At 73.8% G+C, this 19,414-nt stretch carries 16 protein-coding genes; 10 read left to right on the forward strand and 6 right to left on the reverse strand.

All coding sequences use genetic code 11. The features are described 5' to 3' along the window. Positions 1-127: 127 nt before the first annotated feature. A complete protein-coding gene (locus ACFV0O_RS36880) occupies positions 128-1,843 on the reverse strand; it encodes an acyl-CoA dehydrogenase family protein (RefSeq protein ID WP_380348536.1) in 1,716 nt (571 codons plus the stop codon). A gap of 42 nt (positions 1,844-1,885) precedes the next feature. Continuing rightward, positions 1,886-2,440 carry a PadR family transcriptional regulator gene (locus ACFV0O_RS36885; protein WP_380348538.1) on the reverse strand — a complete coding sequence of 185 codons (555 nt, stop codon included), beginning with the start codon at positions 2,438-2,440 and terminating at the stop codon, positions 1,886-1,888. Between the two features lie 226 nt (positions 2,441-2,666). On the opposite strand from ACFV0O_RS36885, the gene ACFV0O_RS36890 reads away from it, so the two are divergent. After that, positions 2,667-3,113: an SPW repeat protein gene (locus ACFV0O_RS36890; protein ID WP_360251286.1), complete on the forward strand. Its 447-nt coding sequence runs from the start codon at positions 2,667-2,669 to the stop codon at positions 3,111-3,113. Positions 3,114-3,233: 120 nt separating this feature from the next. On the opposite strand, the gene ACFV0O_RS36895 is transcribed toward ACFV0O_RS36890, so the two are convergent. Next, positions 3,234-4,640: a class II fumarate hydratase gene (locus tag ACFV0O_RS36895; RefSeq protein WP_380348541.1), complete on the reverse strand. Its 1,407-nt coding sequence runs from the start codon at positions 4,638-4,640 to the stop codon at positions 3,234-3,236. A 178-nt stretch (positions 4,641-4,818) separates the two neighbouring features. Further along, on the reverse strand, positions 4,819-5,580 hold the full coding sequence (locus tag ACFV0O_RS36900) for a carbon-nitrogen hydrolase family protein (protein WP_380348543.1): 762 nt from the start codon (positions 5,578-5,580) through the stop codon (positions 4,819-4,821). A gap of 361 nt (positions 5,581-5,941) precedes the next feature. Between ACFV0O_RS36900 and ACFV0O_RS36905 the strand changes: the two genes are divergently transcribed. After that, positions 5,942-7,951, forward strand: a complete 2,010-nt coding sequence (locus ACFV0O_RS36905; protein ID WP_380348545.1) for a cholesterol oxidase substrate-binding domain-containing protein — start codon at positions 5,942-5,944, stop codon at positions 7,949-7,951. Positions 7,952-7,996: 45 nt separating this feature from the next. On the opposite strand, the gene ACFV0O_RS36910 is transcribed toward ACFV0O_RS36905, so the two are convergent. Further along, positions 7,997-8,596 carry a helix-turn-helix domain-containing protein gene (locus ACFV0O_RS36910; protein WP_380348588.1) on the reverse strand — a complete coding sequence of 200 codons (600 nt, stop codon included), beginning with the start codon at positions 8,594-8,596 and terminating at the stop codon, positions 7,997-7,999. Between the two features lie 210 nt (positions 8,597-8,806). Here ACFV0O_RS36910 and ACFV0O_RS36915 point away from each other — a divergent pair, with 210 nt between their 5' ends. The 8 genes from ACFV0O_RS36915 (at position 8,807) to ACFV0O_RS36950 (ending at position 16,579) form a co-directional block, all read left to right on the forward strand. Continuing rightward, positions 8,807-9,598 (forward strand): AzlC family ABC transporter permease, encoded by a 792-nt coding sequence (locus tag ACFV0O_RS36915; protein WP_380348547.1) that lies wholly within the window; start codon positions 8,807-8,809, stop codon positions 9,596-9,598. Beyond that, a complete protein-coding gene (locus tag ACFV0O_RS36920) occupies positions 9,598-9,906 on the forward strand; it encodes an AzlD domain-containing protein (protein WP_380348590.1) in 309 nt (102 codons plus the stop codon). Before ACFV0O_RS36915 ends, ACFV0O_RS36920 begins: the two co-directional genes overlap by 1 nt. A gap of 389 nt (positions 9,907-10,295) precedes the next feature. Further along, positions 10,296-11,483, forward strand: a complete 1,188-nt coding sequence (locus ACFV0O_RS36925) for an acyl-CoA dehydrogenase family protein (protein WP_380348549.1) — start codon at positions 10,296-10,298, stop codon at positions 11,481-11,483. 73 nt (positions 11,484-11,556) lie between these two features. Then, positions 11,557-11,931: an ADP-ribosylation/crystallin J1 gene (locus tag ACFV0O_RS36930; RefSeq protein ID WP_380348551.1), complete on the forward strand. Its 375-nt coding sequence runs from the start codon at positions 11,557-11,559 to the stop codon at positions 11,929-11,931. Continuing rightward, the gene (locus tag ACFV0O_RS36935) at positions 11,928-12,752 is read left to right on the forward strand and encodes an ATP-grasp domain-containing protein (RefSeq protein ID WP_380348553.1); all 825 of its coding nucleotides are present in this window, start codon (positions 11,928-11,930) and stop codon (positions 12,750-12,752) included. The genes ACFV0O_RS36930 and ACFV0O_RS36935 overlap by 4 nt, the downstream gene beginning before the upstream one ends. A gap of 318 nt (positions 12,753-13,070) precedes the next feature. Continuing rightward, positions 13,071-13,955, forward strand: coding sequence for an alkaline phosphatase family protein (locus ACFV0O_RS36940; protein ID WP_380348555.1), 885 nt, complete (start codon positions 13,071-13,073; stop codon positions 13,953-13,955). 586 nt (positions 13,956-14,541) lie between these two features. Continuing rightward, on the forward strand, positions 14,542-15,024 hold the full coding sequence (locus tag ACFV0O_RS36945; protein ID WP_360251316.1) for a hypothetical protein: 483 nt from the start codon (positions 14,542-14,544) through the stop codon (positions 15,022-15,024). Positions 15,025-15,298: 274 nt separating this feature from the next. Further along, entirely contained in the window at positions 15,299-16,579 is a 1,281-nt protein-coding gene (locus ACFV0O_RS36950) for a multidrug effflux MFS transporter (RefSeq protein WP_380348558.1), read from the forward strand. A 160-nt stretch (positions 16,580-16,739) separates the two neighbouring features. Here the strand turns inward: ACFV0O_RS36950 and ACFV0O_RS36955 are convergent, their stop codons facing one another. After that, positions 16,740-18,794: a glycosyl hydrolase family 18 protein gene (locus ACFV0O_RS36955; RefSeq protein ID WP_380348560.1), complete on the reverse strand. Its 2,055-nt coding sequence runs from the start codon at positions 18,792-18,794 to the stop codon at positions 16,740-16,742. Between the last annotated feature and the right edge of the window lie 620 nt (positions 18,795-19,414).

Raw genomic sequence — 19,414 nt, forward strand, 5'->3', positions numbered from 1 at the left:
CGCCACGGCGGGGGGCCCGTGGGCTCCCCCCCCCGGGGGGGGGGGGGGGCGGGGGGGGGGGCGCCCCCGGGGGGGGGGCCGCCCCCCCCCCCCCCCCCCCCGGGGCCCTTCAGGTCCTGCGATCCCGTTACGGCTGCATCTCGTACGCGCCGGAGAGCGCCTCGACCTGCTCCCACACCCGCGCGGCCCGTGCCGCGTCCGACACCGGGCGGCGCACGTTGGCCAGCGCCCAGGCGGCCTGCTCCTCGGTGGTGGAGGCCTTGCCGTGCAGCTCGGTGGCGTGCGCGGAGAAGTCGCGGACCAGGGCGTCGAAGAGCTGGTCCAGCACGTCGCCGCCCGCGTCGGACGCCGTGAGGCCGGTCAACTCGGCCTGCTCCAGCACCAGCTGGCCGTAGACGATCAGCGCGAACAGCTGGCCGATCTCCAGCAGGAAGTCCAGGTCGGCCTGCTGCTCCTTGCTCGGCGCGTGGCTGAGGAGCAGCTCGCAGAAGCTGTCGGCCTGTTCGCGGAACCGGGCGACGTTGGGCAGCTGCGCGTGGCGGTCGTAGGTGGCGCGCCAGTCGTGGAAGCGGATCGCGCCGAGGCCGCGGGCCGGGCCCTGACGGAACAGGAAGGCGTCGTCGGCGGCGTCCAGGCGGGTCGGCACCGGGGCGTAGTCGGCCGGGGCGAACAGGTAGTTGCCCATGAACTTGAGGATCAGCGCCAGGTTGACGTGGACGGTTCCCTCCAGCTTCGGCAGGCCGCGGATGTCCTTCGCCGCCTTGTCGAAGTAGGTGTCCGCCTCGAAGCCCTTGGCCGCGATGACGTCCCACATGAGGTCGATGACCTTCTCGCCCTCGGTGGTGACCTTCATCTTGGTCATCGGGTTGAACAGCAGGTACCGGCGGTCCTCGGCGGAGGCGGTGCGGAAGTAGTCCACGGCCCGCGCGCTGAACAGCTTCATCGCGACCAGGCGGACGTACGCGTCGGTCAACTCCCGCTTGACGTGCGGGAAGTCGGTGACGTTCCTGCCGTACAGCACCCGGTTGCGGGCGTGCGTGACGGCCTCGTACATCGCGTGCTCGCAGATGCCGACGGAGGCGGTGCAGAGGTTGAACTTGCCGACGTTGACGGTGTTCAGGGCGGCGTCGAAGGCGGCCTGGCCGGTGTGCAGCACGTCCTCGGCGCGCACCGGGTAGTCCTCGAGGCGGAACTCGCTGACGTACATCTGGGCGTTCACCACGTTCTTGACCAGGTGGTACGCCTCGTGGCGGCTGTCGGCGGCGAAGAAGACGTAGCCCTCGGGGCCCTCGACGTCCGAGCGGCGGCCGAACACCGAGACCAGGCCGGCCACGTTGCCGTTGCCGATGTAGTACTTGGGGCCGGTCGCGGTGAAGCCGCCCTCGCCGTCCGGGGTGAGGATCATGTCGGTGGAGTAGATGTCGGCGCCGTGGGAGCGCTCGGAGAGGCCGAACGCCATGACGTGGCCCTCCGCCAGGAGCTTGGCGGCGCGGGCCCGGACGGCCTCGTTCTCGCTCTGCCAGACCGGGCCGAGGCCCAGGATGGTGACCTGCCAGGTGTACCAGTAGCCGAGGCCGTAGAAGCCGAGGATCTCGTTCAGCTCGGCGATCCGGGCGGTGTCCCAGCGCTTGTCGGGGTCGGCCGCGGACGGGGTCAGGAACTCCGCGAACAGGCCTTCCTTCGCGGCGAATTCGAGGAAGTCGGCGTACCAGGTGCGGTCGATGTAGGTGTCGATCAGCGCCTTCTTGCCGCGGGACTCGAACCAGTCCACGGTCGCGCGCAGCAGCCGGCGGGTCGGCTCGTCGAACTGTGCGGGGTCGTAGGTGCGCGGGTTGAAGAGCATCACGGGGCTCCTGGGTGTCGAGAGGGGCGAGGGTGTGGGCCGTCAGGACGGCCGGTCGCCGGCGAGGCGGCGCAGGGTGGCGAGCACGTCGTCGAGCCAGGCGAGGGTCATCCGCTCGAACTCGATGCCGCCGCGCAGCACCACGTGCTGCAGTTCCTGGCGGGTGTCGAGCGCGTCGAGGTCGGGGAAGTCCCGCTGCTCGCCGTGCAGGTAGCGGGCGAGCAGGGCGGCGTGGCCCTCGCGGTGGCGTTCGACCTCGGGGATCAGCGCGGCCGGGTCGTCGAAGGCGGCGGCCCGGATCTTGACCGCGAGCTCGTGCCGGACGGTCTCCGGCTCGACCGGCTGCCGCAGCCAGTCGGACAGCGCGGCCCGTCCGGCGTCGGCCGCCGAGTAGACCTTCTTGTCCGGGCGCCCGTCCTGGGTGACCTCCTGCGCGGCCACCCAGCCGTCCGCTTCCATGCGCCGCAGCACCCGGTAGATCTGCTGGTGGGTGGCGGTCCAGAAGCGTCCGATGGAGCGGTCGAAGCGCCGGGCCAGCTCGTAGCCGGAGCCGGGCTGCTCCAGCAGCGAGACGAGGATCGCGTGCTCCAGTGCCATGACCCGCATCCTGCTATGCAACGAGTTGCATAGGCAATGGCACCCCGCGACGTTGAGACGCAGGTCACCGGCGTGATCGGATGGTTATCGATCATTATCGGCAATTAGGTGCAAACCGTTAGAGAAGGGACAGAATGGGTACGGGGCACGCACCGTTACGGGCGAAGGCCCTCCACGTTCCGGACCACAGGAGGTGGTATCGGTGGCAACCCATATCCCGACGGGCATGGAGCACCATCCGGACATCGTCGAACTGCGCGAACACTACGAGCGGGTCACCTCGACCCCCCGCGCCCAGGGCATCGAAGCCCTGGCCATCCTGGCCGGTCTCTTCCTGGCAGCATCGCCATGGATCGTCGGCTTCACCGCGTTCAGCACCCTGACCGTGACCTGCCTGATCGTGGGTCTGGCCTACACGGCGCTGATGGCCGGCTACGGCTCGGCCTACGAACGCACCCACGCGAGGGCCTGGGCGGCCACCGCGCTCGGTGCCTGGACGATCATCTCCCCGTGGGCGGTCTCCGGTTCCGCCGCGCACGGCAAGAACATCGTCACCTGCATCATCGTCGGTGCCGTGATGTTCCTGCTCGGCCTCGCGGCGATCTCGATGGCCACCATGACGTCGAACGGAGCGGCAATGCGGCGCGGCCGGGCCGGCCGAGCCAGGGGCTGACCTTCCCCGCAGCCCCGCCCGGGGCACGGAGGGCGCGACCGCCCACCGCGCCCCGGGCGCACGTCCGGAGGCCGGGGCGCCCCGGAGCCGTCGCACGTGCCCGGGGGTGTTCCCGGGCCGCTACGGACGGGTCATCCGCAGCACGTCCAGCGCCTCGTCCAACTGCTCCTCGGTGAGCTTGCCCTGCTCGACGTAGCCGCGCTCCAGCACCACCTGACGGATCGTCTTGCGCTCGGCCAGCGACTGCTTGGCGACCTTCGCCGCCTCCTCGTACCCGATGTACCGGTTCAGCGGCGTCACCACCGACGGCGAGGACTCCGCGTACTCCCGGGCCCGCTCGACGTTGGCGGTGATGCCGTCCACCGTCCGGTCCGCGAGCAGCCGCGCACTGTTGGCGAGCAGCCGTACCGACTCCAGCACGTTGCGGGCGATCACCGGAAGCATCACGTTCAGCTCGAAGTTGCCGCTCGCGCCGGCCAGCGTCACGGTCGCGTCGTTGCCGACCACCTGCGCGGCGACCATCAGCACCACCTCGGGCAGCACCGGGTTCACCTTGCCCGGCATGATCGACGAACCGGGCTGCAGGTCCGGCAGGTTGATCTCGCCGAGCCCGGTGCGGGGGCCGGACCCCATCCACCGCAGGTCGTTCGCGATCTTCGTGAATCCGACCGCCACCGTGCGCAGTTGACCGCTCAGCTCGACCAGGGCGTCCCGTGCGCCCTGCGCCTCGAAGTGGTCCCGGGCCTCGGTCAGCGGCAGATCGGTGACGCGGGCGACCTCCGCGATGACCGCCGCCGGGAAACCGGGCGGGGTGTTGATCCCGGTGCCCACGGCCGTTCCGCCGAGCGGGAGTTCGGCCACCCGGGGCAGGGTCGCCAGCAGGCGCTCCCGCCCGTGCCGCACCTGCGCCGCGTAGCCGCCGAACTCCTGGCCCAACGTGACCGGGGTCGCGTCCATCAGGTGCGTACGGCCCGACTTGACCACCCGGGCGAACTCGGCGGCCTTGCGCTCCAGCGCCTCCGCCAGGTGCTCCAGGGCCGGGATCAGGTCGTGCGTCACGGCGGCGGTGGCGGCGATGTGGATCGACGACGGGAAGACGTCGTTGGACGACTGGCTCGCGTTGACGTGGTCGTTCGGGTGGACCGGGCGGCCCAGCCGCTCCCCGGCCAGGGTCGCGATCACCTCGTTGGTGTTCATGTTGGACGAGGTGCCCGAGCCGGTCTGGAACACGTCCACCGGGAACTCGGCGTCCCAGCGCCCGTCCGCGACCTCCTCGGCCGCCGACACGATCGCCTCCGCCGTCGCCTCGTCCAGGACGCCGAGGCGGGCGTTCACCCGGGCCGCGGCGGCCTTGATCCGGGCCAGCGCCGCGATGTGCGCGCGCTCCAGCCGCTGCCCGGACACCGGGAAGTTCTCCACCGCCCGCTGCGTCTGCGCCTGCCACTTCGCGGCGGCCGGCACCCGGACCTCACCCATCGAGTCGTGCTCGACCCGGTACTCCTGCGGCTTCGCCTGCTCGTCACCCATCGCGCGCTGCACCTCCTGTACGGGCCGGTCCGGCCCGGAACGGACATCCGATCACGACAGCCGCGAGCGGGGCCCGGGTATTTCCGGCGGGGGTGTGGGGTTCCGACGGTTCCCACGGCCGGTTCCCACGGCCGGTCCCCGGGTCGGCCGGGCCGACCGGGTCTGCCGGGTGTCGGCCCTACGGTCGGGGCCGCTCGGCGCGGTCCGGGGCGACGCGGTCCAACTCGGCGCGGACCAGCTCGCCGGGCGCGGTGCCGGCCTGGGCGACCAGCGCGCCGCCGGGGGCCCAGAAGCCGGAGCCGCCCGAGCTGTCCGGGAACTCGCCGGTGGCCCCGGCGGAGGTGGCGAGCACGCACCACACCCCGTGGGCGGTCGCGCGCTCCCGGCCGTGCCCGTCCCGGCGCGCGGCCTGTGCGGGACCGGGCCCGTACAGGGTGGAGGCGACGTACGCGTCGATGCCGAGCGCGGCGGTCTCCTCGGCGTGGGCCGGATCGGCGGCGTCCGCGCAGACGGCGAGGCCGAGCCGCAGGCCGTCCAGTTCCAGGACGACCGGCTTGTCACCGGGGGTGAAGCGTTCGACCTCGGCTCCGTGCAGGCGCGACTTCCGGTAGACGACGGTGACGCCCTCGCCGGTGACCGCCAGGGTGGCGATGGACTCGCGTCCGTCGACGTCCCGGACCGGCGCGCCGACCAGGGCTACGGCCCCGGCCTCGGCGCAGGCCGCGACCAGCGGCGCGAGGCGGGAGTCCGCAGGGTCGACGGCAGGCGCGGTCAGGTCGTAGCCGGTCAGCGACAGCTCGGGGAAGACCACCAGCCGGGTCCCGGCCTGCCGGACGGCCCGGGCGTGCAGCTCGACGTTGTCGGACACGGTCTCCGGCTCTCCGGGGGCGACGCAGACGGGCTGGGCGACGGCGACGGTCAGGGGCGCGGACGAGGGCATGGCGGAGCTCCTGGCGATCGGGTTCGAGCGGGTGCGTGCCGGACGGGGCCGGACGGGGCAGGACGAGGCCGGAGGGGTTCCGGGTCGGTTCCGGGGGGTCTCGGGTGGTCAAGATCAACCTATGCGCCCGCCGAGAAGCCTCGCAACGGCCGGCCCCGGAGGACGGAAGCGCCGCCTGACCCACGCCCGGGACTCCCACGGGCCGACCGGCCCGCACTCACTCGAACGAGTGAGACACCGGGCGGTCCGCTTCAAACCGCCGTGCGGCCCTTCGTACGCTCCTCCCCGGGGCCGGGGGACCGCCGGCCCCGGCCCGGAAGCCGTAACCAGGCCCCGGGGGACCACTACAGGGGGCGGACGGATGACCAGGCGACACGACGCGACGGACGGCGCGGACACGAGGGGCGGAGCCGACGGCGGAGCGGTCGGTGCGGCGGGCGAAGGCGGCGGCGGGACGGACGGCGGCGCCGCGCCGCGCCGGGGGAACGGTGCCGGGAGCCGCCTCACCCGGCGGCAACTGCTCGGCGCGTCGGCCGCGCTCGGCGGCGCGGCCTGGATCCTGCGCGGCGCCGTCGGGCCGGACAGCGCTCGGGCCACCACGCCCGCGCCGCCCGGACTCCCCGCCGGCACCGAGCTCTACCAGCGGGTCTTCCAGAACTGGTCCGGCGAGATCCGCACCGACCAGCTGTGGACGTGCGCGCCCCGCACCCCCGAGGAGGTTCCGGCCCTCGCCGACTGGGCGCACGCCAACGGCTGGCGCCTGCGCGCCAGCGGCTACCGGCACACCTGGGCGCCGCTCACCGTCGCCGACCGAACCCCGGAAAGCACTCGCGTCCTGCTGGTGGACACCAGCCGGCACCTCACCGCCGTCACCGCCGACTCTCCCACCACGGTCCGGGCGCAGACCGGCGCCACCATGGAGGCCCTGCTCGCGCACCTGGCCGGCCGGGGCCTCGGCCTGACCGCGTGTCCGGCCCCCGGCGAACTCACCCTCGGTGGCGTGCTCGCCATCGGCGGCCACGGCACCGCCGTCCCCGCCGCGGGGGAGGTGCGGCCGGACGGACACGGCTACGGCTCGGTGAGCAACCAGGTCGTCCGGCTCACCGCCGTCGTCCTCGACCCCGCCACCGGCCGCTACGCCCTGCGCAGCTTCGACCGGTCCGAGGCCGACAGCGCAGCCTTCCTGGTGCACCTGGGCCGGGCCTTCCTCACCGAGGTCGTCCTGCGCGCCGGAGCCGACCGGCCGCTGCGCTGCGTCAGCCGGCTGGACATCCCGGCGAGCGAACTCTTCGCCCGCCCGGGTGCCTCCGGCGGTGACGACGGCGGCGGGCTGCTCGGAGGAGTGCTGGGCGGCGTCCTCGGCGGTGTCCTCGGTGGCGGCGGTGGTGGCGGCGGCCCGCGGACCTTCGCCGAGTTCGTGGAGCGCGACGGACGGGCCGAGGCGATCTGGTTCGCCTACACCGACTACCCCTGGCTCAAGACCTGGAGCGTCGCCCCGGCCAAGCCGCTCGGTTCCCTCACCGTCGACCAGCCGTACAACTACCCCTTCTCGGACGTCGTTCCGGAGCCGGTGGCCCGGCTCGCCGGTCAAATCGTCGCCGGCGCCTGGGGATCGGCCCCGCTGTTCGGTCAACTCCAGTACCTGGTCGCCAAGGTGGCTCTCACCGGTGACCTCACGGACGTCCTCCTGTCCGGGGACCTGCTGCGCGGCCTGCTCACCGGCGACGTGCTGACCCACCTGCTTGCGGGCGGCCTGCGCTCGGACCTCTGGGGGCCCTCGCGCACCCTGCTGCAGTACGTCCGCCCCAGCACCCTGCGGGTCACCGCCAACGGCTACGCGGTCCTCACCCGGCGCGCCGACCTGCAGTGGGTGGTGAGCGAATTCGCCGCGTACTACCGGAAGTCGCTCGCCGACCACCAGGCCCGGGGCGAGTACCCGGTGAACGGCGCGGTGGAGATCAGGGTCACCGGCCTGGACGACCCCGCGTCCTCCGGCGTCCCCGGTGCCCGGCCCCCACTGCTGTCCGCGTTGCGCCCGCGCGCCGACCGCCCGGACTGGGACACGGCGGTCTGGCTCGACGTCCTCGCCTTCCCCGGCACTCCCGGGCTGGAGAGCTTCGCCCGGGACCTGGAACAGTGGCTGCTGCGTACCTTCGACGGCACCCGGGCGGGTCTGCGGGTCGAGTGGTCGAAGGGCTGGGCCTACACCGCCGACGCGGCCTGGTCGGACCGGGACCTGATCGACCGGGCCATCCCCGACAGCCTGCGGGCCGGCGGCGGACCCGGCTGGGACGAGGCGGTCGCCGTCCTGGACCGGCACGACCCGCACCGGGTGTTCGGAAACCCTTTCCTGGACGGGCTGTTGAAGTGACGGCGCCGAGGGATCGGTCGATCTGACGGAGCGTCAGGGGCGGCGTCAGATGTGTTCCATCACGATCACTGCCAGGGTGTCGGGGGCGAGGGCACGGAACACGTGCGGGGCGTCGCCCGGGTAGCTGACGTAGTCGCCCGCGCCCAGTTCGACCGGTGCCTCGGTCGGTCCGACCAGGGCGCGGCCGGCACCGATCATCACGTGCTCGACGGTGCCGGGCATGTGCGGGTCGGACGCCCTGGTCTCGCCCGGCTGCGCCTCGATCCGGTAGATGTCGCGCCGGGCGTTGGGCGGGCAGGAGGAGAGCACGGTCGCGGCGTAGTCGGCGCGCTCGGAATGGGTCACCGGACCCTCGCCGGCCCGGATCACCTTGACCGCGGGCCGCGGTGGGTCGACCAGTCGGCTGAACGGCACGTTCAGCGCGACCCCGAGTGCCCAGAGCGTCTCCACGCTGGGGTTGCCCGCGCCCGACTCCAGCTGCGAGAGCGTCGACTTGGCGATGCCCGCGCGCCGGGCCAGCTCGGCCATCGAGAGTCCGCTGCGCTCGCGCTCACGCCGGATGGACGCGGCGATCTGGCCGATCAGCTCGGTTCCGGAGCCGCCGGCGGCGGTGGCCGGGGTGGCCGGGGTGGTCTGGTCACTCATGCTCGCCACTCACGCTTTCCTCTGGCTCCTGCGCTGCCCGCCGGGTGCCGACGCCGGGTTGCGGCCGGTTCCGCCGCTTCCGGTGGCGCCGGTGCCGTTCATGCTGTCACGGCCGTCCGGACCTGAGGGGAGCGCCGGAGCGGGCGTTCGCTCTAGCGGTCCTATCGTTCGCCTTGACGAACCCGTCGCGATGGGTTCACTCTAATGGACATGCGTTCGCTACTCCGAACACTGGAGCGTGCCACCCTTCGTGACATCGCCCTGGTCTGCCTGGCCGACGCCCTCGTCGGCGCCTCCTTCGGCGCGATCAGCGTCTCCGGCGGTCTGCCCCTCTGGGTGCCGATCGCGCTCTCCGTCCTCGTGTTCGCCGGCGGTTCCCAGTTCGCGGCGGTCGGCGTCGTACTGTCCGGCGGCGGCGCGCTCGCGGCGGTCGCCACCGGACTGGTCCTCAACGCCCGGCTGCTGCCCTTCGGCTTCACCGTGGCCGACGTCCTCGACGGCCCGGCGTGGCGGCGGGTGCTCGGCGCGCAGCTGATCACCGACGAGACCGCGGCGTTCGCCCTGCAACAGGGCGAGCCGCGCCGCCGCAGGGCCGCGTTCTGGCTCTGCGGGATCGCCCTCTACGTGGTGTGGAACCTCTCGGTGCTGCTCGGCGCCGGCGCGGGCGGGCTGATCGGCGACACGGACGCGCTGGGCCTGGACGCCGCCTTCCCCGCGGTGCTGCTCGCGCTCGTCCTGCCCTCGCTCACGGACCGGCGCACCCGTACGGCGGCGGTGGTGGGCGCGGCGGTGGCGGTCGCGGCCACGCCGTTCGTTCCGGCCGGGCTGCCGGTGCTGCTCGCCCTCGTCGGCCTGCTGTTCGCCGGGCGGCCACGGCCGGCGGCGGGGCCAGGGCCGGCGGCGGGAGCGGGGCCGGCGGCGGGGTCGGAGAGGGAGCCGGGGTCGGAGTCGGTGGAGGCGTCGGAGCGGATGGCGCCGGTGGAGAAGGAGGCGGTCCGATGATGCCGCTGTACGCCGTCCTGTTGCTGGCCGTCGGGACGTACGCGTTCCGCCTCGCCGGGCCGCTGCTCGGTGGCCGACTCGCCCTCTCGGAGCGGCTGCGGCACCTGCTGGCGGTCGCGGCGGCGCTGCTGCTGGTGGCACTGGTCGCGACCGGGGCGTTGACCCAGGGTCACGGCTTCGCGGGCTGGGCCCGCCCGGTGGGCGTGCTGGTCGCGGGGGTGCTGGCCCTGCGCCGGGCGCCGTTCCCACTGGTGGTCGTGGCGGGCGCGGCGACGACGGCGGTGCTCCGGCTCTGCGGGGTGGGCTGAGCGGGGCCGCCGGCGGACGTTCGCCGTCCTCGCCGGGCGCGACTGCACCGTCCCGGCCGGCCGCCCGACCGCCCCCGCCCGGACCGTCCGGAGCAGCAGCCGGCCGTTCGCGACGTCCGGGCCCAGGGCCCGCCGCCACGCGGTGGCCCCGCCGTGGTCCGGTGGCGCGAGGAAGCCCGGCGAGCTGCCGTCGTACACGGTGTCTCCACCAGCAGGGCGGCGGGTTCCCCGCCGCGCCGGGAGGCTCCTGCGCCGTCAGCAGGCCGATGGCGTACCCGTCCCCGGCCCCGGAGCCGCCCATGTCGCTTTCCTCACTCGCTCGCGCCCACCACGGCCCGGCCGGGTGCGGAATACTCGCCGGTACTCCGCCGAGACCACAAGGAGCTTCAATGACGAAGCCGACCCGGATCGACCCGGCCGACCTGCTCGCCGTCGGTGACCTCCTCTCCGACGAGGAGCGGCTGATCCGCGACACCGTCCGCCGATTCACCGAGGAGCGGATCCGCCCGCACATCGGCGACTGGTTCGAGCGCGGCGTCTTCCCGGCCCGCGAACTCGCCCCCGAGCTCGGCGCCCTCGGTGTGCTCGGCATGCACCTCGACGGCTACGGCTGCGCGGGCGCCGGTGCGGTGGCGTACGGCGTGGCCTGCATGGAGCTGGAGGCGGCGGACTCCGGGCTGCGCAGCTTCGTCTCGGTCCAGGGCTCGCTCGCCATGCGCTCGATCCACGCCTTCGGCTCCGAGGAGCAGAAGCAGCGCTGGCTGCCCGGCATGGCCGCCGGCGAGCTGATCGGCTGCTTCGGCCTCACCGAGCCGGACTTCGGCTCGGACCCGGCCAACATGCGCACCCGGGCGGTCCGGAAGGGTGGCGAGGGCGGGGACTGGGTGCTCTCCGGCAGCAAGATGTGGATCACCAACGGCAGCATCGCCGACGTCGCCGTGGTGTGGGCGCAGACCGAGGAGGGCGTGCGCGGCTTCCTGGTCGAGCGCGGCGCCCGCGGTCTGACCGCCACCGACGTGCACGGCAAGCTCTCCCTGCGCGCCTCCGTCACCAGCGAGCTGGCCTTCGACGAGGTGGTCCTCCCCGCCGACGCCGTGCTCCCCGGGGTGGTCGGCCTGCGCGGACCGCTCTCCTCCCTCAACGAGGCCCGTTACGGCATCCTCTGGGGCACCGTCGGCGCCGCCCGCGACTGCTACACCGCCGCCCTGGACTACGCCAAGAGCCGGATCCAGTTCGACCGGCCGATCGCCGGCTTCCAGCTGACCCAGCAGAAGCTGGTCGAGATGATGCTGGAGGTCGAGAAGGCCTACCTGGTGGCGCTGCGGATCGGCCGGCTCAAGGAGGAGGGCGCGGCCCGCGCGCCGCACGTCAGCTTCGGCAAGCTCAACAACGTCCGCGCCGCGCTGGAGATCGCCCGCAGCGCCCGGACCGTCCTCGGGGCCAACGGCATCACCACCGAGTACCCGGTGCTGCGGCACGCCAACAACCTGGAGTCGGTGCTCACCTACGAGGGAACCGGCGAGATCCACACCCTGGTCCTCGGCGAGGCCATCACCGGCGAGGCCGCCTACCGCTGACGAGCCGTCCACCCCGGTGAGCAGGAGAAATCCGGTGGCCGGACCCGTCGGGGCCCGGCTACCGTCCCCTGCCATGACCAGCCAGCCCGTCCAGCCGCCCCCGACCACCACCCTCTGGCGCCCCACCGGCCCCCGGGAGCTGGCGCTGGTCGAGGCCGCCGACTGGCGTGCCTGGCCGCCCCGCCTGCCCGACCAGCCGATCTTCTACCCCGTCCTCGACGAGGACTACGCGATCCGGATCGCCCGGGACTGGAACGTGCCGGCATCCGGCGTCGGCTACGTCACCCGCTTCGAGGTCGAGACCGGGTTCCTCGCCCGCTACCCCGTGCGGCAGGCCGGTGGCCGGACGATCCTGGAGCTCTGGGTGCCCGCCGAGGAACTGGCCGAGTTCAACCGGCACCTCGTCGGCCGCATCGAGGTGGTCCACGCGTTCCGGCCGCAGCCGTGACCGGGCCGGTCCCCGCGGGGGCGTCCGGGCCGGCGACGGCCGGCCGCGTCCTGCTCACCTCGGCGCAGCGGACCAGCACCACCGTCCTGCTCACCGAGGCCGCCGCCCGACGCGGCCTCACCACCGTGGTCCTCGACGGCCCGGACAGGGTCGAGCGGCTCGCCGGGCGACCCGTCCACTGGTACGGCGGGCCGCTCACCGCCGCCCGGATCGCCGCGCCGCTCGGCCTGGCCCTGCTCGAACCCGAGGACGACTGGCTCGCCCGCCTCCCCGAGGAGTTCACCCGCCGCCGGATCGAACTGACCACCCTCGCCGAGGCCTGGACGCTGCGCCACCCGGCGTTCGTCAAGCCGCCCGCCGACAAGTCGCTGCCGCCCGCCGTCTACCCGGACGGCTCCCGGCTGCCGCGCACCGGCGAGCGGATCGGCCCGGACACACCCGTGCTGGTCAGTCAACCGGTGACGTTCGCCGCTGAGTACCGGCTGTTCGTCCGCGACGGCGACGTGCTCACCGGCAGCCGCTACGCCCGCTTCGGCCGGCTCGACCCGGCACCGCTGACCGCCGAGGCCGTCGCCTTCGCCCGCCGGCTGCTCGCCGCCGTCGGCGACACCCTGCCGGGCGCGGTCGCGCTGGACGTCGGACCGATCGCCGACCCCTACGACCCGGCCGAGCACTGGGCCGTGGTGGAGGCCAACCTGCCGTGGTTCGCGCACTGCTACGCCGCCGACCCGGAGCGGGTCCTGGACGTCGTGCTCCGTGCCGCCGGACCGGCCGCCGAGCTGGCGGAAGCCGATCGCCGGTTCGTCCGGACGGCGGCCTGACGCCCGCCCGGACCCTCGGCGGGCCCGAATCCTCGGCAGGCCCGAATCCTCGGCAGGCCCGGATCCTCGGCGGCCCCGGATCCTCGGCGGCCCCGGACCCTCGGCGGACCCGGAACCCGATGCCACTCGGACCGGCACGGACCGGCCCTGACCCGATCGGACCGGACCGGCATACGGACGTCGGCCCGACACCCGTAGGACACCCGCCGTTCGACGGTGCGACGCCGTCCGGTACGGCGGCCGGTGGAGCATGGCGCGGTCGGCGGTGCCCCCGGCGGGCGCGGCCGACCGTGCGCACGACCGAAAGGAACCCCCGCCATGTCCGCAGTCCAGTGGCCCCGCCCCCGGGTGCTCGTCGTCGGGATCGACGGCGTCCGGTACGACTACCTGACGGAGGTGCCGATGCCGCGCCTCCAGGAGGTCGGCGCGGCCGGGTTCCTGGTGCCGGTCACCGTGGCGGACACCACGCCGACCATGTCCGGGCCGTGCTGGGCCACCATCGTGACCGGCGTCGAGCCCGCCAAGCACGGCGTGTGGGGCAACCACCTGGCCGGCAACCGGCTCGACGTCTTCCCCGACTTCGCCACCCGCCTCAACCGGGGCGACCGCCGCCGCACCTTCGTCGCGGCGGGCTGGGACCCGCTGATGATCAACGAGTCCGGCGGCCCGCTCTTCCGCGCCCCCGGCCGGCTCTCCTACGTCGCCCCGGCCGAGGACACCCCCGAGGCCTGGGAGGCCGTGGACGAGGAGGTCACCCGGGAGGCCGTCCACGTCCTCGGCACCGCCGACCCCGAAGCCTCCTTCGTCTACCTCGGCGCCGTCGACGAGACCGCGCACTTCCTCGGCTGCGGCGACGAGTACCGGGCCTCCATGCGCGCCGCCGACGAGCGCCTGGGCCGGCTCCTGGACGCCGTCCGCGGCCGGGCCTCGTACGCCGAGGAGCAGTGGACGGTCATCGTCGTCACCGACCACGGCCACGTCGACGCCGGCGGCCACGGCGGCCGCACGGTCGAGGAGCGGACCGCCTGGGTCGCCTGCGCCGGGCACGACATCCCGGCCGGGCCGCCCGCCGGCGAGATCCGCCACCCGGACGTCGCCGCCCAGGTGTACGCCTCCCTGCTGCGCCCGATCGACCCGCACTGGACCCTCGACGGCCGCCCCTTCCCGGTCGCCCGCCCGGTGCCGGTGTCCGTGACGGTCTGAGCCGCGCGGGACCCGGCCGACCACGGCGGCCCCGGCGGCCGGGGCGAACCGGGCCGACGTCGAGTCGACGCCGAGTCGACCCCGGGGCTGACGCCGAGCCGACGCCGAGTCGACCCCGGGGCTGACGCCGAGCCGACGCCGAGTCGACCCCGGGGCTGACGCCGAGCCGACGCCGGTGCCGACCCGCGATGCCCCGGGTGCAGCAGGCCCGGCTGCGCTGGGGCCGCGCTTGAGCGAGGCTCGATCGGGGCTCGGGCGCCGCTCGATCCGTGCGTGCGAACCTGAGCGCCGGGCCGGCACGCACCCGGGCCGTCGGGAACCGTGTCCCGGGCCGCCGCGTCCCCGGGCCCGCGGGAACCGGAGCCTCTGCCGAAGGGCATACGCCTGAAGGTGGAGACGGTACCCCGTGGGATGGAGCCAAGATCGCGACTTGGTGGTGACGCTCCGCCGGGGCGGCACGGGCCACGATGGTTGCACCGGACGGCGGAGCGCGTCGCCCGGGCCGGAAACGGGACGGACGGCCGCTCGGCAGCGGACAGCGGCCGGCAGCGGACACGCGGCAACGACACGGAGAGGACAGTCGGGCATGAAGGGCATCGTGAGCAAGGTCGCGCTGGGAGTCGCGGGCACCGGCATGGCCGCGGCCGTGGCGGTGGTGGCAATCGGCCCGCGGCTGTCCGACTGGTACGACGAGCGCCATCAGGAGCAGGCCTCGTACGCGACCGGCACCCAGGCCAAGGCCGAGCGCCACTCGATCCCGGCCTGGCTGCCCGACAACGCCTCCGGCGTGCAGTACCTGATGTCCACCACGGGCGACGACCGCCTGCTGCGCGCCACCCTCCCGGAGGGGCGGCTGCCCGTCGGCTGCACGGCCGGGCAGCCGGGCAAGGCCGCGCACCCGGTGCCGATGTCGCTCAAGGCCGGCTGGTTCCCCGGGAACGTCGCGGCCAAGGCCAGCGGCACCTGCGGGCACTACAACGTGACGCTGAACGGCAACCAGCTCTACGCCTGGCAGGACGGCGCGGCCGTACAGGCGGCGCTGCGCGCCGAGCACGTCGCCAAGCACTGAGCGCGCTGACCGGGGATCAGGCTCCCCGGACGGCCGAGCGGCCCGTCGGGCACCGGGAGGTGCGGGCGGGCCGCTGCCGCATGCTCGGGGGCCGCTGCCGTGCGGGTGGCGCCCGGTGCCGCGCGGGTGTGCGCCGCCGTCGTGCGTGTACGGCTCGTCGGTGCGTGCGGGTGGCGGTCGCACCCTGACGCACCCCCTGCTGTCGGAACCGGCCCGGCCTGCGGTAGGACGGAGTGCGAACGAATCCCTCGTCGCCCCGTCCGTGAGGAGAGCCATGCCCGGCCCGACCGTCGGCCCCGCCGATGACACGTCGACCGCTGCCGTCACCACACCCGCCACCGGCCGGGCCGGCACCGGTTGGGTCACGATCGCCGTCCTGGGCGGCCTCACCGCGCTCGGACCCCTCACCACCGACCTCTACCTCCCGGGCCTGCCCGCGATCGCCGACGACCTGGCTGCCGAGCCGGCCGCCGTCCAGCTCACCCTCACCTTCTCGATGTTCGGGGTCGCGGCCGGACAGCTGCTCTTCGGGCCGCTCAGCGACCGCTTCGGGCGGCGCCCGCCGCTGCTCGTGGGACTCGTCGCCTACACCCTGTCCAGCGTGGTGTGCGCGCTCGCACCGAACCTGTCGGTGCTGATCGCCGCCCGCTTCGTCCAGGGCGCGGCGGGCTCCGCCGGACTGGTGATCGCGCGCGCCGTCTCCAGGGACCGCTTCCAGGGCGTCGCGCTGCTGCGGTTCCTCGCCTCGATCGCGCTGATATCGGGACTGGCGCCGATCCTCGCCCCGATCGTCGGCGCGCAGCTGCTGCGGTTCACCTCCTGGCGCGGCACCTTCGGCGCGCTCACCGCGCTCGGCCTGCTGCTCACCCTGGTCGCGTTCGGCGCGCTGCGCGAGACGCTGCCGGCGGAGGCCCGGGACGGCGGCGGGGTGGGCGCGACCCTGCGGACGATGGGGCGGCTGCTGCGGAACCTGCCGTTCCTCGGACTGGCGCTGACCAGTTCCCTCGCCTTCGGAGCGCTGTTCGGGTACATCAGCGGGTCGTCGACGGTGCTCCAGCACGTGTACCAGGTCTCGCCGCAGACCTACAGCCTGCTGTTCGGGCTGAACTCGGTCGCGATCGTGGTGATGACGCAGCTGAACGGGCGGGTGCTGGCGCCGCGCTTCACGCCGCGGGCGCTGATGCTGGGCAGCCTCGCGGTGGCGGTGGCCGCCGGGGTGGCGCTGGTGCTGCTGACGGCGGTGTGGGACCTCGGGCTGGTCGGGTTCTGCGCGCCGCTGTTCGTGATGATGGGCAGCCTCGGGGTGCTCCTGCCGAACACCGCCGCGCAGGCGCTGGGACTGGTCGAGCCCCAGGTCGCGGGCACGGCGTCGGCGCTGCTGGGGACGGGCAACTTCCTGGTCGGGGCGGTGGTGGCCCCGCTGAGCAGCCTCGGCGGGCGGCCTTCAGCGGCGCTGCTGGCGCTGGTGGTCCTGGTCTGCGGGGTTCTGGCGACGGTGGCGTACCTGGCGCTGTGCCGGCCGGCGCGGCCGGCCGTGGCGGTGGCGGGCGGCTGAGGGCGGGAGCTGAGGGGCCGACGGCAGTCGACGGGGGAACAGACGACGGATGACAGCTGACAGATGATGAAATCTGTCAGCTGTCATTCGTCAGGCGTCACTCGTCATTCGTCAGCCGTCACTCGTCGCGAGCCGCTCGTGACGAGCCGCTCGTCACCCGCTACGCGATCGAGAAGTCGTCCCCGAACACGTTGCCCTGGCCGTACCAGCCGTGCAGGTACACGGTGACGGTGCCGGAGGCGCCGGTGGTGAAGGGGATGGTCAGCTTCGTCCAGCCGGCGGAGTTGGCCCAGGAGCCGGCGGTCGCGCCGCCGCTGACGCCGACGTAGGCGTAGTTGCCCTGCACCCAGCCGCTCAGCGTGTAGCCGGTGTTGGGCTTCAGCGTGACGGTCTGCGAGCATTCGCCGGTCTGGCTCGCGGTGGCCGCGGCCTGCAGCGCGTGGGTGCCGGAGTGGGCCGGGGTGGAGACCACGGCGCCGCCGCTCTGGCAGGTCCACGGGGCCAGGCTGCCGGTCTCCAGGTCACCGTTGACCAGGCCGGTCGTCGGAGTGGTCCCGGTGACGGTCAGCGAGTAGGTCGCGGTGTGGGTGCCGGACGGCGCGTTGGCGGTGACGGTCAGCGGGTAGGTGCCCGCCGCCGCGGCCGAGGTGGTGGTGATGGTGAGGGTGGCGCTGTTGCCGGCGGTGACGCTGCCGGGGGTGACGGTGGCGGTGACGCCGGTCGGGGCGCCGCTGACCGACAGGTTGACGCTCTGCGCCGAGCCCGCCGTCACGGCGGTCGCGACGGTCGCGGAGGCCGACGAACCGGCCGCCACGGTACCGGAGTTCGGGTTCACCGCGACCGAGAAGTCGTTGCCCGGCTGGGTTCCGGTGACGGTGAGCGTGAAGACACCGGTGTGGCTGCCGGACGCCGCCGTGCCGGTGACGGTGATCGGGTAACTCCCGGGCGCCACCGACGAGGTGGTGGTGATGTTGAGGGTGGCGCTGTTGCCGGCGGTGACGCTGCCGGGGGTGACGGTGGCGGTGACGCCGGTCGGGGCGCCGCTGACCGACAGGTTGACGCTCTGTGCCGAGCCCGCCGTCACGGCGGTCGCGATGGTCGCCGAGGTGGATGAACCGGCCGTGACCGTGGCGGAGTTCGGGCTGGCGGAGACGGAGAAGTCGTTGCTCACCGTGGAGCCGCTGGTGAACGGCGCGAAGATGTGGGTGAAGTCCCAGGTGTTCTGGGCGATCCCGGAGCAGTTGTCGTTGCCCTTGGTGCCCGGGCACCCGCCGTTGTCACGCTGGAGCGCCCAGAAGGACAGCGTGTTGATGCCCTTGGAGACGGCCCAGTTGTAGACGGTGGTGGCGTTGGCCAGGGTGAAGGTCTCGGCCGGCCCGAAGTCGTCGACACCGATCATCTCGGTGATCCCGATCGAACCCCACAGCTGGGCGGGGGTCTTGGACGGGTAGAGCCTGGCGAGCTGGTTGTAGAGGCCCTGCGCGGACGTCTGGGTGTCGGCCGCCATGTCGTGGGTGGCGTTGTCGTAGTAGTCGAAGGTCATCATGTTGACGACGTCGATCCGCGCGTTGTTGCCGACCGCGTTCCGGAGCACCGCGAGGCCGCTGTCGGCGAGCCCGCTGGTGGTGGTCGGAAGGGTGTAGGAGAACTGGATGCTGCGCCCCTTGGTGGCGGCCCAGTCCTGCACGAGCTTGATCGCCTTGTTGCGGCGGTCGATCCCGGCGGTGTTGGTCAGCGAGTTGTCCTCGATGTCGAGGTCGATCCGGCTGATGTCGTACGTCGTGATGACGTTCTCGAAAGCGGCCGCGATCTGGTTGACATCGGTGCAGCTGTCGGCCAGTTCGGTGCCGGTGTTGTCGGCGGTGTAGCCGCCGAAGGACGGGATCACGTCCCCGCCGTTGGCGCGGATGGTGGCGATGTCGGCGCCGAAGGTCGAGGAGGAGACCGGCATCGAGGAGTCGCCGTTCCAGTACGGCGTGCACGAGCCCTTGGTGGTGGCCTGCAGGAACGCCATGGTCAGGTGCTTGGCGCCGGACTGCGCGGCCAGTTGGGCCGGGCTCTGCCCGGTCCAGGCCTCGAAGTAGGGGGCGAAGACCCGACTGGGGAGCGGGGTGGCGGCCTGGGCGGTACTCGTTCCGGCGGCGACCAGGCCGGCCGAGGCGGCCAGCGTGGCGCAGGCCGTCAGTGCGGCCTGGATTGTTCGGCGAAGACGCATGGATTCTCCAACAGACGTGGTGGGGCAGGACGTTGGGGAGTTGCGAGTGGGCCGGCGCCGGGCCGGCCGTGTGGGGTGCGGCCAGGTGGCGCCGGCCCGGGGTCCGATCGGGACCGGGCGGAGCGCGGGAGCGGGCGGATCGCGGTGGCGACGGCGGCGTGCGGGCGTGCGGCAGCCCACCGGTTCGCGTGGACGCGGGCGGCGGTGCGAGTGCGCGCGGCCGTACGGGGCGGGGGTGGAGCGGAGCAGGGCAGGGCAGTGCCTCAGCCGCCGGTGGTCACACCCCCACAGTGCATCCCGGTCGGATCGACATGCTTATGTTTGGACTAGACCACTGGTCTGTCAAGAGACCCAACAGTTCGCCGGCGTACGGCCCGGGCGGCCGAAGGGTGCGGATCGCTCGCCGGAACGCGGATCGTGCGCCGGGGCAGAGGAGTTGTCGGGTCGGGAGTCGCCGGGGCGTGGGAGCAGCCGGGGGCATGGGAGTCGCGGGCGCACAGAGAAGAGCGGGGGCGCCCCCCCCCCCGGCCGGGGGGGGGCCCCCCCGGCCCCGGGGACAGGAACCCGCGCGGGGGGGGCGGGGGGGCCCGGGGGCCCGCGCCGCGGGCGCCGCGCGCGCG

The sequence above is a fragment of the Kitasatospora sp. NPDC059577 genome (assembly GCF_042735475.1).
Taxonomy (GTDB): Bacteria; Actinomycetota; Actinomycetes; order Streptomycetales; family Streptomycetaceae; genus Kitasatospora.

Bases quoted from the DNA above. Each gene is read 5' to 3' on its own strand.
- ACFV0O_RS36915 (WP_380348547.1), top strand. From the start codon at position 8,807: ATGCGTTCGCTACTCCGAACACTGGAGCGTGCCACCCTTCGTGACATC.
- ACFV0O_RS36945 (WP_360251316.1), top strand. From the start codon at position 14,542: ATGAAGGGCATCGTGAGCAAGGTCGCGCTGGGAGTCGCGGGCACCGGC.
- ACFV0O_RS36900 (WP_380348543.1), bottom strand. From the start codon at position 5,580: ATGCCCTCGTCCGCGCCCCTGACCGTCGCCGTCGCCCAGCCCGTCTGC.
- ACFV0O_RS36920 (WP_380348590.1), top strand. From the start codon at position 9,598: ATGCCGCTGTACGCCGTCCTGTTGCTGGCCGTCGGGACGTACGCGTTC.
- ACFV0O_RS36940 (WP_380348555.1), top strand. From the start codon at position 13,071: ATGTCCGCAGTCCAGTGGCCCCGCCCCCGGGTGCTCGTCGTCGGGATC.
- ACFV0O_RS36925 (WP_380348549.1), top strand. From the start codon at position 10,296: ATGACGAAGCCGACCCGGATCGACCCGGCCGACCTGCTCGCCGTCGGT.
- ACFV0O_RS36955 (WP_380348560.1), bottom strand. From the start codon at position 18,794: ATGCGTCTTCGCCGAACAATCCAGGCCGCACTGACGGCCTGCGCCACG.
- ACFV0O_RS36910 (WP_380348588.1), bottom strand. From the start codon at position 8,596: ATGAGTGACCAGACCACCCCGGCCACCCCGGCCACCGCCGCCGGCGGC.
- ACFV0O_RS36885 (WP_380348538.1), bottom strand. From the start codon at position 2,440: ATGGCACTGGAGCACGCGATCCTCGTCTCGCTGCTGGAGCAGCCCGGC.
- ACFV0O_RS36895 (WP_380348541.1), bottom strand. From the start codon at position 4,640: ATGGGTGACGAGCAGGCGAAGCCGCAGGAGTACCGGGTCGAGCACGAC.
- ACFV0O_RS36950 (WP_380348558.1), top strand. From the start codon at position 15,299: ATGCCCGGCCCGACCGTCGGCCCCGCCGATGACACGTCGACCGCTGCC.
- ACFV0O_RS36905 (WP_380348545.1), top strand. From the start codon at position 5,942: ATGACCAGGCGACACGACGCGACGGACGGCGCGGACACGAGGGGCGGA.
- ACFV0O_RS36930 (WP_380348551.1), top strand. From the start codon at position 11,557: ATGACCAGCCAGCCCGTCCAGCCGCCCCCGACCACCACCCTCTGGCGC.
- ACFV0O_RS36880 (WP_380348536.1), bottom strand. From the start codon at position 1,843: ATGCTCTTCAACCCGCGCACCTACGACCCCGCACAGTTCGACGAGCCG.
- ACFV0O_RS36890 (WP_360251286.1), top strand. From the start codon at position 2,667: ATGGAGCACCATCCGGACATCGTCGAACTGCGCGAACACTACGAGCGG.